Raw genomic sequence first — 15,030 nt, 5'->3', positions numbered from 1 at the left:
GTTATTGTTGTATTGTGGCAAACCATTCGTTCAAATAATGGTACTGCAAAAGTACTTCCGTATCTAAATTATTGTTGTTTATGTAATCTAGAAAATGGCCATACATTAAACCGTTTTGTTTATAATCATCTTTGGACATATTGTGTGTGCCATGCACAACAAAAGGGGGTAAGTAAATCATGTTGCATACTTTTGCGGTTTGGTTAAACGGCTCGAGCAATTCGGGAATACTGTACCGTTCACTGCCGGTTTTGCAATAATTTTCTTTGTCTCCGCCGGTAGTAATTACTTGAAAAATAATTTTATCTTGCAAGGCTTTTCCTTTTTTTCCGTATGCCCAGTTGTGTTCCAGTACCATATCAATCCATTGTTTCATCAATGGCGGACAACTATACCAGTACATGGGATGATGCCAAATGATGATGTCATGCTGACTTAACAAAACCTGTTCGTGTTTTACATCAATATCAAAATCAGGATACTCTTCGTATAAATCATGGAAAGTTATGTTTTCTGATTCTGGAATATTTTCCACCAAGGCTTTATTTGCGTGCGATTTCTCGTAAAGTGGATGGGAAAATAGGATTAATATTTTGTTTTTTGACATAAAATTGATAAGGTGATTAGCTTATTGAATTATATTTTTTTTTTCGCATTTAAAATTTAATAATGATATTAATTGCTACAGTACTACTAAAAATAAAACAAGAAATCCTGGCAAAAAAATCGATAGATTTATTGAGAACGTCTCTTAATAAAGATAATAATTTATTTTAGACGATGGTAAAATACATCTCAAATAAAAGAGGACCCTGTTGAATTATAATTTTATCAAACTTGGAGTACAACAAAAGACCTTGTTTTACTTTTCAAAAAAGGCAGTGAGTAATTTTTCGTTTCCTACAATCCAAAGAATATCATTTTTCTCTAAGATAATATCCGAATTCGGGTTAAGAATCCGTTTTTCATTTCTTTCAATCCCGACGATCAGACCATTCGTTTTTTCTCTTAGCTGTGATTTCCGAATGCTTTTTCCGATAAATTCTTCATTTTCTAGTTCTACTTGTTTTAATATTATAGCGGTTTCTTGTACTAATTCAGGAACTTCAATTTCATTCTGATCCAGATAAGATTTAAATATTTGAACTTGGTCATCGGTTCCAATGACGCAAATTTCATCACCGGGAAATACACGTTCATTGCCATCAGGAATATTTATAGTAATGCCTCCACGTTTTATAAAAGCAATATTAATACCCATGTTTTCTCGGATTTCAAGTTCATTCAATGCTTTACCTGCCAGATTTGATTCTTTGGTAATTTCGAAAAATGCCATATGCCCGTCCCAAGGAGTTAAATCACTTCGTTTCTTCTGTGCTTGAGAAATTTCTCTATCATTGAAATTTCGAAAAAAGTGAAGTTCAATTTTATTGTACAAAGTGTTTAATTTTTTTGGGAACAATAAATAAACAGATATTGCAGCGATCAAAGCGACGAAGGCTATCCAAGGCGACAAAAAATTATTTAATAAGAAGCCAATAAAAAAGATTCCTAAACTAATTCGGATTAGAATCAATACCATTATTGGACCACGATGTTTGCCGGCTTTTTGTAAAGCTTCAATCTGCTCTACCGCCACTTTTCTGAAGGATAACGCCCATAAAAAAGGAGCTATTATTATGGATGTTACCAAGGCTGCTGCTGCGTTTCCAAATTTAGAACTTTCTGTCATTGGAATAATATAGCGGTCAGATAAAATAATTATGGCAATAATAATTACAGAATGAACCACAATTTGTGACAACTTTGCTTTCAAAACAATCTGCCAATTACTGGTCGTTTTTACAGATTGTGAATTCACACTATATCGATCTATAGCATCTATCAATTTTTTAGGCAGTATTTTTATTAAGCGTTCATAAACTGGCAACGCTATTTTGATCATAAATGGGGTAGTGAAAGTCGTTACTGCTGAAACTGCAACAATAATTGGATACACAAAATCACTTGTCACTTTTAATGTCATTCCCAAGGTGGCAATGATAAAAGAAAACTCGCCAATTTGTGCTAAACTCATCCCTGACTGGACTGATTGCTTTAGGGGCTGACCGGCAATTAGCGCTCCAAACATCGTACTTATCGATTTTCCAAAAATTGTAATTAACGTGATTACTACAACAGGGACTGCATATTCTACTAAAGTATTTGGGTTGATTAACATTCCTACCGATACAAAGAAAACAGCTCCAAATAAATCTTTTACGGGTTTAATTAAATGCTCAATTCTTTCTGAATGAATGGTTTCAGCAATGATAGAGCCCATTATAAAGGCACCTAGTGCTGGGGAAAAACCTGCTTTTGTAGCTAAGATAACCATCATTAAACAGAGTGCGATTGATATTATCAATAGGGTTTCCTCATTGAATAAATTTTTTGCTTTTTTAAGAAGGGTGGGTATGAAAAAGATACCACCTACAAACCATAATATTAAGAAGAAAAAGAGTTTTAAAACAGATTCGAATAACTCCATTCCTGAAAATTGTTTACTGACAGCTATTGTTGAAAGTAAGACCATCAGCAAAATGGCTACAATATCCTCTATTATCAAGGTTCCAAAAACAATTCCAGCAAATTTTTTCCCCTTTACATTCAGCTCATCAAAAGCACGAAGAATAATTGTTGTTGAAGACATCGATAAAATAGCGCCTAAAAAAATACTATCCATCAAGGACCATCCCATCCATTGTCCGACGAGATACCCTAAAACGATCATAGTGGTTATTTGAAACAGCGCCGTAATAGCGGCTGTACCTCCAACTTTCATCAGTTTTTTAAAACTAAATTCCAGGCCTAAACTAAATAAAAGGAAAATAACACCAATCTCAGCCCAGACTTCGATACTGTTTATTTCTTGTACTGATGGAAAAAAAATAAAATTTGGCCCCGCTAAAAAACCAGCGATTAAATATCCTAAGACTAAAGGTTGTCTTATTTTTTTGAATAAAAGTACCGCAACTGCAGCGGTCATTAATATTAATCCTAAATCACTGATCAGAGGATGTAAATGTTGTGTTATTTGTGATGTTGCTTCTATGGGATTCATTGATGGATGTACTGATTTGTATTAAATGTTTTTTGGTATTGTTGTAATATATAATTTTATTATTATTTATCAAAAAAAACGTTAAAGGATAACTTTTTTTTATGATAATTTTAGTCTTAAAAGAAAATTCTGCTCCCATAAAACGTTAAAATTTTATAGAAGCAGAATTTAATAAGAAGACGGGTTATTTTTTTTTAGCTGATTCCCAAAAAATTACTAGGAGTTATTTGCATTAATTCAGCTTTAATGGCATCCGAAACTTCAAGTGTTGCTATAAAACCGTGAATCGCTTTTTTATCAATAGCTTCATTGGTTCTGGTCAATCCTTTTAATGCTTCATACGGATTAGGATATCCTTCACGACGCAAAATTGTTTGAATTGCCTCGGCAACTACAGCCCAGTTTTTTTCTAAATCTTCGTGGAATTTTGGCTCGTTCAATAACAATTTGTTCAAGCCTTTCAAAGTAGCTTCAAAAGCGATTAACGTATGTCCTATTGGTACACCAATATTTCTCAAAACGGTACTGTCCGTTAAATCACGTTGCAATCTAGACAAAGGTAATTTAGCTGATAAATGTTCGAAAATCGCATTGGCCATTCCTAAATTTCCTTCTGAATTTTCAAAATCAATAGGATTAACTTTATGTGGCATAGCTGAAGAACCTATTTCTCCCGCTTTGATTTTTTGCTTAAAATATTCCATCGAAACATACGTCCAAATGTCTCGGTCCAAATCAATGATGATTGTATTTATTCTTTTCAACGCATCAAAAAATGCAGCAAAATGATCGTAATGTTCAATTTGAGTAGTAGGGAAGGAGTGGTGTAAACCAAGGTTGTCCTCCACAAATTTCCCTCCAAATTTTCTCCAGTCAATTTGAGGATACGCCACATGATGCGCATTGTAATTTCCAGTTGCACCACCAAATTTAGCTGCAAAAGGAATATTAAACAACAAACGCATTTGTTCTTCCAGACGTTCTACAAAAACACCAATTTCTTTACCCAAGCGCGTTGGTGAAGCCGGTTGTCCGTGGGTACGGGCAAGCATTGGAATATCGCGCCATTCGACACTTAGATCTTTTAATTTTGATGTCAAAGTGATCAAGGAAGGCATGTATACTTTCTCGAAAGCTTCTTTTGTCGAAAGCGGAATCGCCGTGTTATTAATATCTTGAGATGTTAATCCAAAGTGAATAAACTCTTTATATTGGGATAAGCCTAGTTTTTCAAAAGCATCTTTGATGAAATATTCTACCGCTTTTACGTCGTGGTTGGTTACTTTCTCCGTCTCTTTGATCCAAAGGGCATCTTCAGTAGAGAAGTTTTTATAAATATTACGTAAACTGTCGAATACATCTGGGTTTACGGTTGCAAGTTGAGGCAAAGGTACTTCGCACAAAGCAATGAAATATTCAATTTCAACCAATACACGGTATTTGATTAAGGCTTCTTCAGAGAAAAATGGAGCCAGCGAAATAGTCTTGTTTCTATATCTTCCATCAATAGGAGAAATAGCATTCAATTCGTTTAAAGTAGTCATTGTTTTGTTGTTTGTTCGAAAGGCGCAAATATAACCCTTTCGTGACAAAATAGAAAACGAATGGTTTTTAAATAAAGCCGATTAGCTTCTTTTTTAGTGTTTTCATTCCTTCTGATGCCACTTCAGGAATCACATCTAATGGATTTCGGAGATTTGGAATTTTTATGGGTTTTGGATCAATATAAAAAATAGGTGTTTCGCGGGATGTAAAATCGATTAATCCGGCTGCAGGATACACTTGCAAAGATGTCCCAATCACCGCAAAATAATCTGCACCTTCACTAATTCTAATGGCTTGATCAAGTGCTGGAACTTCCTCGCCAAACCAAACAATATGTGGACGCAATTGATTTTTATTTTCATCGCAATCGCCAAAATTCAAATCGTCCTGCCAATCCAGAATGTAATTTGGGTTTTTGGTGCTTCTTACTTTCAACAATTCGCCGTGCAAATGCAACACATTCGTGCTTCCGGCGCGTTCGTGTAAATCATCTACATTTTGTGTGATGATGAAAACATCAAATTCATTTTCTAATTCAGCCAGAATTTGGTGGCCTAAATTAGGGTGCACTTCCTTGAGTTGTTTTCGTCTTTGATTATAAAAATCCAGCACCAAAGCCGGGTTTTTATGCCAACCTTCTGGAGTGGCCACATCCAGCACATTATGCCCTTCCCAAAGTCCGTCGCTATCCCGAAAGGTTTTGATGCCACTTTCGGCACTAATCCCCGCTCCTGTCAAAACCACTAATTTCTTTTTCATTTTATATCAATTTGGGCGTGACCACAAGGGTCGGGCTTTCAGCTTTATCTTTTTGGCTAAAAAGCCCAAAAAGGATACCGCCTCTATCCCTCACGCAAATTCCGCAATCATTTATAATTCAGCTTTTATGGAACAATCCCAAAAGCAGCTGTCAGAATCTACTTTTGAAGCTATAAAGCTAGTCTTTTTTACTATTTTTGCATAAATAAATATTCTAATGGTCGACATTGATTACCTTAATTTTCTTGAAAATATCCTAACGGATAACCGCAAAGAAAAATTCCTGAAAATATTAGAAAACAGAACCAATCATTTTACCATTGCTGTAGAAGATATTTTTCAAATGCACAATACCAGTGCAGTGATGCGAAGCTGCGAGATTTTTGGAATTCAGGAGTTGAACGTTATCGAGCAACGCTACGGAAAAAGTATCGACAAGGAAATTGCCATGGGCGCCCAAAAATGGGTCGATATCAATACCTTCGACAGCATTACAAACTGTGTGGACGCGTTAAAAAGTAAAGGATATCAAATAATCGCTACCACGCCACATGAGAATGATTGTTTGATGGAAGATTTTGACATTTCGAAACCCAGCGCTTTATTTTTTGGAACAGAAAGAGACGGATTATCAGAAGAAATTTTGAAGCGCTCCGATGGTTTTCTAAAAATTCCCATGGTGGGTTTTACAGAGAGTTTAAACATTTCAGTCTCAGCTGCAATCATCATTCAAAACTTGACGAATCGATTGCGCAATTCAAATATTGATTGGCATTTATCCGAAAATGAAATTTTAGAAAAGCGATTGGCTTGGGCCAAAAATTCAATAAAAGACATTAAGCGAATTGAAGAACGGTATTTTGAGGAGCATTAAAACGTTGTTTCACTTTCTAGTTGTATGTCTTTTATATTGTTCGGATTCATTTTATAGCGATAGACGCCGTTATTTCCAATGACAAATAAAGCGAATCAAGGGTTAAAATATTAAGTTTATAAAGGCAGCTGCAATCTTGCCAAGCAGCTGCACTAATAATCCTTTTGCGGATCTAACTTTGCATGCTCTTTGAATATTTGTGTTTTTAATCAACTAATTAAAAAGAGATTCTATAGACTGTCTGATTCTAGACCTTCGCTAGCGCGAGCGTCCCGCTCGTGCCCACAATCTAAATCAATTCAAATCAATTTCTAAAATCGTTTGGTCGTTATTTCCATAATTCCTAGCACTACTATATTTCCAATAGATCCCCGCTAGCGCGTGCGTCCCGCTCGTGCCCACAATCTAAATCAATTCAAATCAATTTCTAAAATCGTTTGATCGTTATTTCCATAATTTCTAGCACTACTATATTTCCAATCTATCGGATCGGTTACAAAACCAGATTCTACAGGGTTTTGATGAATATAGGTAAGCTTTTGTTCAAAAACTTTTAACGACCAAATCTCAATGGGATGATTATCCTGTCGCCAAAATTGTCTATGCTTTACATTGCTATTCTTTTTTCCTGCTCGTTCCATAATCCAAAGCATCCATTCTCTTCGACTTTCTTGAGCGTTTTCTTCAATTGTTTTGAGCAATTTTTTTGATGTAAAACCTTTGAAGTCAAGCATCAATCCTGATGGGTCTCCATTTTCGGAACGAAATATTAAATGCACATGACTAGGCATAATACAATAGCCGTAAATCTCCATTCCCTTTTTCTTTCGACAAAAGTCCAATGACTCAATAATATTACAAAAATATGCGTCTCTAGTAAATACATCAATCCAATTTACAGTTGCGAAGCTCACAAAATAAGCTCCCGTTTTCTCTCCAAATTTATATTTTGTGCTCATTTAGTTTATATTGTGTTTACTTTGTGGGCACGAGCGAGACGCTCGCGCTAGCGGGGGAATTATGCAAATTATTTGAACGATTTTTTGTATAAATTATCTAACATAGAGAAAGGAGGTATTAGACAGTTTGACGTCCCAGCGCTTTGCGAGGTTGCGGACTAAATAAGCCTTAACTTTTAGGTTATTACTGAACTTTATTGATATGCCAAAACTTTGAATTAATCACTTACCCCGCAATCTTGCAAAACGCTTGTTATACCACGTTATACAAAAAAGTGAACTCCATAATTTATGAAATTCACTCTTTATTATAAGTTAAAATTCAGATTTAATCATTCAAAGTACATTTTGTGCAAGAACCAGCATCACAATATTTTGCACCCATAAATGATTTTTTTACACAACCAGAACCACTACTACAACTGCAAGTAACAGCTGCATCATCAATTTCAGAAATACCTAATTCTGTTGAAAAAGAATTTGATTTTACTGGAACCATTATTTCATTACCAAATAAATTAACTTTTGAAAATGAATAACCCGCAGGTGGATTTTTGTTTTCAGTAATAAAACTTGGTATATTTTTATCATAAATTACAGAATAAAATTCCAAAAGTGCTTTTTTAACTTCTGTTTTATTTAAAAAATGCTCTGAAATACTTTTAGAAATAATTTTGTTTTTCGATGAAGTTAAAAGACTTTTTGATTCAGATACAAAACTAACCCCCATATTATAATCAATTATTCCAAGAATTTTAATATTTTGTTTTGTTCCAATTCTAGCTGTTGACATCGTGCATGTTGTACAACCACTATTCATTACACAATAATATTCACCTTGAGCTTTTACAGGAGAACAACCTGAACCTTTTGTGAATGAACATGTAACACTTACATCAGAAATTTCAGCGATTGCTCGATGACCTGAATTACCATTTGAGTCTAATTCTGAAATTAAAAAGTAAAAATCTTTTGGCAAACGTATTTCAAAGTTATCTTCGGATTTTTTAAAAACTTTGCTACCTTCAGGAAATGGAATGCCTTCAGTTCCAGAATTTATAATATCTGCAATTCTTTTTGCATCTTTACTTGAGTCAAGTGTTTCTACTTTTATCTCATTTTCTTCATTGGAACAGCCAATAAAAAGAATAGATAATGCCATAATGATTACTAGATTTGTAAAATATTTTTTCATTTTTTATATAGTTTAAATTATTACTTTTAAAAGTATAAAATTTATTTTATTTGTTCGCAAGTAATTAAATTATAATTACTTGCGAAAATTCGGAAAGATTTTTTATCTTTTTTTCATAACGTTATTCAATAATGTGGTATAACGTCCCGCTAGTAGGCGATGGTCGGGCTAAATAAAGCTATTATTTCGGATAATCACTATTTTTTCAAGTACAAAACCAACTTCAAATTAAGCCTAATTCCCGACTATTGCTTACTAGCTGTTAGCGGTAGTGCTTAGTTCTCTTTAAATTCTATTCCGTTAAATTTCGCCCCATTTTTTGTCATGTAACCTTCATATTTTTTTTTATCTAAAACATCTTTAATATCACCATTTTCTCCAACTTCAACTATTGGTGGGCAATCACTACATTTATATTCAACAGCAACAAAACTCAATTTATTTCCATTCTTTTTAACCGCTCCTTTGTAACGATACATTTCACCAGTTTTTTTGAAAGCTGATTTTTCATCTGTTGTTATCGAAACTGAATTTCGTTCAACTATTACGCTATCATTTTTAAAAGTTAAATTTGTTTGAAAGTGCTGGTTTGCAGCATCAAAATATTCATCTTCCTCAAGTCCCGATAATGTTTTTCCATTGAGCGAGTTATTTTGACAAGACGATAAAACTAAACATAAAAAAGTCAAAATAATTTGGTGTGTTTTTTCCATAATAGTGTTTTTGCGTTATTTTTTCAGAGCATTACCGCTAACTTGTATATAGGCGATACAAACTTTCGCATATACACCCATATATGGGTAGATTGGCGAAGGTTTCTTTCGCTTTATTAATTTCCAAATATGTAAATAATTCTTTACAAATCATCAAATGCGTTTTTTATTTATTGTACGTTTTTTTGTAAACGTGTATTTGATCGCTACTCTTTTATGTATCGCAAAATCACTAGCCCCGACAGCAGCGGAAAGCCTATGCCGGTTGAAAAACATTTTTTTCTGGTGGTGGCAGAGCAACCAAAGGAAGCTACTGACAGCGGCTAGAAAAAGGGTTTGAAACCAAATAGCTTGCAGCGTAGGGCGGGAATGGCTCCTGAAATAAATTAAGAACAAAAAAAATTCCCCAACTACTTTCGTAATTGAAGAATTTAATTTTGAGGAATTTAAACGGTTTTTAGTTCACGATAACCCATTGTCCTGAAGCGATTAAGCTCTCGGCTTTTTTGTATTTCATTTCCTGCGTTTGTCCGTTGGCCACGTTCTGAATCGTAACAGTATCATTGCGATTAATTTTTGGCATATCTCTCACGATAGTTTCGGTAACTTGGCGTTGTTGCGTTTGTCCCGCTTCACGATTTTGTGTTGCTAATTCATCAGAATTCAGCACCTCGTCTTTGCTCAATTGAAAGTCTTCTTTCTGACGTACTTCTTTTGCCTCCTGAATTTGTTGGTTTTCTTGAGCCGGTAAATCGCCTTTGAACAAGAACGAAATTACTTCTTTATTGACATTGTCAATCATAGCTCTAAACAAATTGAAAGCCTCGAGTTTGTAAATTAGCAATGGATCTTTTTGTTCGTGAACCGCAAGTTGTACCGATTGTTTCAACTCATCCATTTTACGCAAGTGTTTTTTCCAAGCTTCATCAACAATAGATAATGTAATATTTTTTTCAAAATCAGCAACAAGTTGTGCTCCCTCAGTTTCGTAGGCTTTTTTCAAATCAGTAACTACATTCAACGATTTGATTCCATCTGTAAATGGAACAACAATGCGTTCAAATTGGTTGTTTTTGTCTTCGTAAACATTTTTTATAATAGGAAATGCTTCTCTGGCGCTTCGTACTGTTTTTTCGGTGTAATATTCTAATGTAGCTTTGTATACTTTGCCAGTTAATTCCATTTCGCTGAGTTTTATGAACTCACTTTCAGTAACCGGTGATGTAATAGAGAAATAACGAATTAACTCAAACTCAAAGTTTTTGAAATTGTTAGTCGCTTTGTTTTGATCAATAATGAGTTCGCAGGTGTCATACAGCATGTTGGCAATATCCAATTTCAATCGCTCTCCAAACAAGGCATGACGACGGCGTTTGTACACTACTTCACGTTGCGCATTCATGACATCATCATATTCCAGTAAACGCTTACGAACACCAAAATTGTTTTCTTCTACTTTTTTCTGGGCACGCTCGATCGATTTAGTCATCATAGAATGCTGAATCACTTCGCCTTCCTGCAATCCCATTCGGTCCATTACTTTTGCCACTCTTTCAGAACCAAACAAACGCATGAGGTTGTCTTCCAGAGAAACATAAAACTGAGAACTTCCCGGATCACCCTGACGTCCTGCACGACCACGCAACTGACGATCCACACGACGCGAATCATGACGTTCCGTACCTACAATTGCTAATCCACCTGCGGCTTTTACTTCGGCAGATAATTTAATATCGGTACCACGACCAGCCATGTTTGTTGCAATTGTTACCACACCAGGTTTCCCTGCTTCTTCAACGATTTGCGCTTCTTGTTTGTGCATTTTTGCATTCAAGACATTGTGTGCAACACCTCTCATTTTCAACATTCGGCTTAACAATTCTGAAATCTCTACTGAAGTTGTACCAATAAGAACCGGTCTCCCTGCTTTAGATAATTCTGAAACGTCTTCGATTACGGCATTGAATTTTTCACGAGTAGTTTTATAAATAAAATCTTCTTTATCTTTTCTGGCCATTGGTCTGTTCGTAGGAATTTCTACTACGTCCAGTTTGTATATTTGCCACAACTCACCTGCTTCAGTAGAGGCTGTTCCTGTCATTCCTCCCAGTTTGTTGTACATTCTGAAGTAATTCTGTAATGTAACTGTTGCAAATGTTTGTGTTGCTGCTTCAATTTTTACATTTTCTTTGGCTTCAATAGCTTGGTGTAAACCGTCAGAATACCGGCGACCGTCCATTATACGTCCCGTTTGCTCATCAACAATCATGATTTTGTTGTCCATGATTACATATTCTACATCTTTTTCGAATAAAGCGTATGCTTTCAAAAGTTGTGTCAGGGTGTGGATGCGCTCACTTTTGATTCCGAAATCTTGAAATAATTTTTCCTTCTCTTCCGCTTCTGCATCTTTATCAAGTTTTCTTTTTTCGATAGCGGCAATTTCGGTTCCAATGTCCGGAAGTACAAAAAAGTCAGAATCAGTATCTCCGGAAAGGAATTGGATACCATTGTCAGACAGTTCTACCTGATTGTTTTTTTCTTCAATAACAAAATACAAAGCCTCATCAATCTTGTGCATTTCTCTTTTGTTATCCTGCATGTATTGATTTTCGGTTTTTTGAAGCAATTGTCTAATTCCTTCTTCACTCAAAAATTTAATCAATGCTTTATTTTTTGGTAATGCTCGGTAGGCTCTTAACAATTGGAATCCACCATCTTTGGTATTTCCTTCTTTTATTAATTTTTTAGCTTCAGATAGGAAGCCGTTTGCCAATTGACGTTGTAAACTAACCAAATTTTCAATTTTCGGTTTCAATTCATTAAACTCATGGCGATCTCCCTGAGGAACTGGACCTGAGATAATTAATGGTGTTCTTGCATCATCAATCAAAACAGAATCGACTTCATCGACAATCGCATAATTGTGTTTTCTTTGAACCAAATCTTCTGGTGAATGTGCCATGTTATCTCTCAAGTAATCAAAACCAAACTCATTATTGGTTCCGTACGTGATATCAGCATCATAGGCTTTTTTTCGTCCTTCTGAGCTTGGCTGATAATTGTCAATACATTCTACTGACATACCATGAAATTCAAATAAAGGTGCTTTCCATGTACTATCTCTTTTTGCCAAATAATCGTTGACAGTCACTAGATGTACTCCGTTTCCTGTCAATGCATTTAAGTAAAGCGGCAAAGTTGCCACTAATGTTTTTCCTTCACCTGTTTGCATTTCTGCTACTTTTCCTTCATGTAAAACCATTCCGCCAATTAATTGTACGTCATAGTGAATCATGTCCCAAGTAATTTCTTTACCCGCAGCACTCCAAGAATTTGCCCAGATCGCAGTGTCTCCATCTAGAGTTATATAGCTTTTTGTTGCCGAAAGTTCACGGTCTTTTGCAGTGGCAGTTACAATTACTTGTGTACTGTCTTTGAAACGTCTAGCCGTTTCTTTGACTACAGCAAAAGCTTCCGGAAGAATTTCTAACAACGTTTTTTCCGAAATATCATAAGCCTCTTTTTCCAGCGCATCAATAGCGACGTAAATATCCTCTCGTTTGTCGATATCTTCAATACTTTCAACTTCTACTTTCAGAGCACTAATTTTAGCATCTTTTTCAGAACGGTCTTGTTTTATTTTTTCTTTGAAAAATGCAGTACGCGCTCTAAGCTCATCATTAGATAATGCCATTAAAGGAGTTTCAAAAGTTTTAATTTTGTTAAGATACGGCTGTAAAGCTTTCACATCTTTTTGAGATTTATCCCCAACAAAGACTTTGATAATACTATTTATAAAACTCATAATATGTTTTTATTTCTGTTTGTGTAATTCTGTAAATTTAAACAAAAAAAAAGCCTCTTTAGAGACTTTTTCTTGGTTTACTTTTTAATATTCATCCTCATTCCAAAGATAATCTTCGTCTGTAGGATAATCTGGCCAAATTTCTTCCATTGATTCATATATCTCGCCTTCATCTTCTATAGACTGAAGGTTTTCTACTACTTCTAATGGAGCTCCAGCTCTAATAGCGTAGTCAATAAGTTCGTCTTTGTTAGCAGGCCACGGTGCATCACTTAGATAGGATGCTAATTCTAATGTCCAATACATCTTGTTGTCTGTTTAGTTTTGTGCAAAAATAAATTTTTTACTGAAAAAGACAAGTAAAAAATCATTTATTTTAATAAAAAGTTAAGAACGTTTTTTTTGATTTAAATTTTGCGGTTAAAAAGTTTGCATTTTTTCACTATAAATACAACTGAAAAAGACCTTAAATGCTGCAAATTATTTTCTAGGAATCCATTGAACTTCCGTAGCTTTCAGATCATGAGACAACTTTCGTGCCAACACAAAAAGGTAGTCAGAAAGTCGGTTCAGGTACTTTATTGCGATTTCTGCAACCGGTTCGTTGTGGCTTAAATGAACTGCTAAACGCTCCGCTCTACGGCATACGCAACGTGCTATATGACAATATGACACGGTTGTATGTCCTCCAGGAAGTACGAAATGAGTCATGGGTGGTAATGCTTCTTCCATGCTGTCAATTTCATTTTCCAACAGTTCAATATCTGATTCAATTATTCCGAGTTTTTTCAAACGAAGTTCGCCGTTTTTCAGTACTTCTTTTTCCGGTGGCGTTGCTAATATAGCGCCTACTGTAAACAAACGATCCTGAATCTCGATTAGAATTTCTTTGTAATGGGAATTCATCTCCTGATCTCGGATTAGTCCAATGTGAGAATTCAATTCGTCTACCGTACCATAACTTTCTATTCGTGCATGATCCTTTGGGACTCTGGTTCCGCCAAAAAGTGCCGTGGTTCCTTTATCACCAGTCTTTGTATATACTTTCATCCAAGGTTTGTGTTAATTTGTAATTTGTTTGATGGAAACAAATTTACTGTATTAATTCCACTATTGCCGTAACAAATCGTTCCAGTGAACCTTCACTTAAATTGAAATATAAATCAGGTTCAATGCATTCAATTTCCATTAAATAAAGTTCATTATCAATCAGTATCCCATCTACCCTGGCGTACAGTAAGTTCTCTTGAAAAGTATCAACAACTTTTTGTGCTTTTTCAATCAATTCTGAACTGGGATGTACCAAATTATAGATGCCACCAAATAGGGATTGTACTCTAAAATCTCCATTTACCGGCTTTTTGTTAACCGCATGAGAGAATTTTTTATTGAAAAAGATAAATGAAGTTTCACCTAGAGTCTGAATCTCCGGCATAAATTCCTGTAACAGCAAGTCTTTCTCTGCAGCTATGGTCGCATATTTCTGGTTTATTTCTTCACTATCTGATGTTTCAAAAACTTCAGTGAGATACGATCCTGCCGAAAATGCGGGTTTTATGACTGCTTTTTTCCAATGGGAAGGTAGGTGTTCAGCTAGATTCAGAGTGTCTGTTTTGTCAATAAATACGGTTGGTAATATTGTGATTCCTTGCTTTTGCATTTCACGCAAATAAAACTTGTGTATGTTTTGTTTGATTATTTCAATCGGGTTAAGTGTTTTGATACCCAGTTTTTCTATTTGGTGGAGCCAAATATTAAATTCGGTTTCTTTTTCGAAATAATCCCAAGTATTGCGAAAAATTAGGTAATCAAAATCAGCCCAGTTAATGGTTTTGTCACTCCAAATCACCGCTTTGGCGTTAATATTATGTTTGGCTAGTGCAGGAATTATTTTTTGATCTTCAGGATTTAAATCGGGAAGTTTTTGGCAGGTTAGTATGGCGATATTCATTTTAGGTACTAGTTTTTATTTGGGGTTTAAAAGATATTTGTAAGTGAGATTTTTTAGCCCGGATAGAAGCGGTATCCTGTTTCTTTTTTCTTTTTAAAAAAGAAAGAGATACAAGCGTATAGC

12 protein-coding genes are annotated in these 15,030 nt (G+C 35.0%); 1 reads left to right on the top strand and 11 read right to left on the bottom strand.

Annotated elements, in window-relative coordinates:
- Position 1 precedes the first annotated feature (1 nt).
- From EKL98_RS07475 to EKL98_RS07460, 4 genes are all read right to left on the bottom strand, one after another.
- Positions 2-607: an NAD(P)H-dependent oxidoreductase gene (locus EKL98_RS07475; protein WP_126456328.1), complete on the bottom strand. Its 606-nt coding sequence runs from the start codon at positions 605-607 to the stop codon at positions 2-4.
- A 255-nt stretch (positions 608-862) separates the two neighbouring features.
- Positions 863-3,103 carry a cation:proton antiporter domain-containing protein gene (locus EKL98_RS07470; RefSeq protein WP_126554341.1) on the bottom strand — a complete coding sequence of 747 codons (2,241 nt, stop codon included), beginning with the start codon at positions 3,101-3,103 and terminating at the stop codon, positions 863-865.
- A 194-nt stretch (positions 3,104-3,297) separates the two neighbouring features.
- Positions 3,298-4,647, bottom strand: a complete 1,350-nt coding sequence (gene purB / locus EKL98_RS07465; protein ID WP_126561938.1) for an adenylosuccinate lyase — start codon at positions 4,645-4,647, stop codon at positions 3,298-3,300.
- A gap of 67 nt (positions 4,648-4,714) precedes the next feature.
- Positions 4,715-5,407 (bottom strand): SIR2 family NAD-dependent protein deacylase, encoded by a 693-nt coding sequence (locus EKL98_RS07460; RefSeq protein WP_126460274.1) that lies wholly within the window; start codon positions 5,405-5,407, stop codon positions 4,715-4,717.
- A gap of 217 nt (positions 5,408-5,624) precedes the next feature.
- On the opposite strand from EKL98_RS07460, the gene EKL98_RS07455 reads away from it, so the two are divergent.
- Positions 5,625-6,281, top strand: coding sequence for a TrmH family RNA methyltransferase (locus EKL98_RS07455; RefSeq protein WP_126561937.1), 657 nt, complete (start codon positions 5,625-5,627; stop codon positions 6,279-6,281).
- A gap of 410 nt (positions 6,282-6,691) precedes the next feature.
- Here the strand turns inward: EKL98_RS07455 and EKL98_RS07445 are convergent, their stop codons facing one another.
- The 7 genes from EKL98_RS07445 to EKL98_RS07415 form a co-directional block, all read right to left on the bottom strand.
- Positions 6,692-7,240 (bottom strand): REP-associated tyrosine transposase, encoded by a 549-nt coding sequence (locus EKL98_RS07445; RefSeq protein WP_126561936.1) that lies wholly within the window; start codon positions 7,238-7,240, stop codon positions 6,692-6,694.
- A gap of 328 nt (positions 7,241-7,568) precedes the next feature.
- Positions 7,569-8,435, bottom strand: a complete 867-nt coding sequence (locus EKL98_RS07440) for a hypothetical protein (protein WP_126561935.1) — start codon at positions 8,433-8,435, stop codon at positions 7,569-7,571.
- A gap of 275 nt (positions 8,436-8,710) precedes the next feature.
- Positions 8,711-9,148, bottom strand: a complete 438-nt coding sequence (locus EKL98_RS07435) for a hypothetical protein (protein ID WP_126561934.1) — start codon at positions 9,146-9,148, stop codon at positions 8,711-8,713.
- 457 nt (positions 9,149-9,605) lie between these two features.
- Positions 9,606-12,956: a preprotein translocase subunit SecA gene (gene secA, locus EKL98_RS07430; protein WP_126561933.1), complete on the bottom strand. Its 3,351-nt coding sequence runs from the start codon at positions 12,954-12,956 to the stop codon at positions 9,606-9,608.
- A gap of 84 nt (positions 12,957-13,040) precedes the next feature.
- Positions 13,041-13,262, bottom strand: a complete 222-nt coding sequence (locus EKL98_RS07425) for a DUF2795 domain-containing protein (protein ID WP_007138072.1) — start codon at positions 13,260-13,262, stop codon at positions 13,041-13,043.
- Positions 13,263-13,436: 174 nt separating this feature from the next.
- The gene (locus EKL98_RS07420; protein ID WP_126455107.1) at positions 13,437-14,006 is read right to left on the bottom strand and encodes a cob(I)yrinic acid a,c-diamide adenosyltransferase; all 570 of its coding nucleotides are present in this window, start codon (positions 14,004-14,006) and stop codon (positions 13,437-13,439) included.
- A gap of 43 nt (positions 14,007-14,049) precedes the next feature.
- A complete protein-coding gene (locus EKL98_RS07415) occupies positions 14,050-14,907 on the bottom strand; it encodes an ATP-grasp domain-containing protein (RefSeq protein ID WP_126561932.1) in 858 nt (285 codons plus the stop codon).
- Positions 14,908-15,030: the final 123 nt, after the last annotated feature.

Source organism: Flavobacterium bomense, assembly GCF_003970355.1.
This window is presented reverse-complemented; position numbering and strand designations above follow the sequence as displayed.

Excerpts from the sequence above, each read along its gene's own strand:
- EKL98_RS07475 (WP_126456328.1), bottom strand. The coding sequence starts at position 607 with ATGTCAAAAAACAAAATATTAATCCTATTTTCCCATCCACTTTACGAG.
- EKL98_RS07470 (WP_126554341.1), bottom strand. The coding sequence starts at position 3,103 with ATGAATCCCATAGAAGCAACATCACAAATAACACAACATTTACATCCT.
- purB (WP_126561938.1), bottom strand. The coding sequence starts at position 4,647 with ATGACTACTTTAAACGAATTGAATGCTATTTCTCCTATTGATGGAAGA.
- EKL98_RS07460 (WP_126460274.1), bottom strand. The coding sequence starts at position 5,407 with ATGAAAAAGAAATTAGTGGTTTTGACAGGAGCGGGGATTAGTGCCGAA.
- EKL98_RS07455 (WP_126561937.1), top strand. The coding sequence starts at position 5,625 with ATGGTCGACATTGATTACCTTAATTTTCTTGAAAATATCCTAACGGAT.
- EKL98_RS07445 (WP_126561936.1), bottom strand. The coding sequence starts at position 7,240 with ATGAGCACAAAATATAAATTTGGAGAGAAAACGGGAGCTTATTTTGTG.
- EKL98_RS07440 (WP_126561935.1), bottom strand. The coding sequence starts at position 8,435 with ATGAAAAAATATTTTACAAATCTAGTAATCATTATGGCATTATCTATT.
- EKL98_RS07435 (WP_126561934.1), bottom strand. The coding sequence starts at position 9,148 with ATGGAAAAAACACACCAAATTATTTTGACTTTTTTATGTTTAGTTTTA.
- secA (WP_126561933.1), bottom strand. The coding sequence starts at position 12,956 with ATGAGTTTTATAAATAGTATTATCAAAGTCTTTGTTGGGGATAAATCT.
- EKL98_RS07425 (WP_007138072.1), bottom strand. The coding sequence starts at position 13,262 with ATGTATTGGACATTAGAATTAGCATCCTATCTAAGTGATGCACCGTGG.
- EKL98_RS07420 (WP_126455107.1), bottom strand. The coding sequence starts at position 14,006 with ATGAAAGTATATACAAAGACTGGTGATAAAGGAACCACGGCACTTTTT.
- EKL98_RS07415 (WP_126561932.1), bottom strand. The coding sequence starts at position 14,907 with ATGAATATCGCCATACTAACCTGCCAAAAACTTCCCGATTTAAATCCT.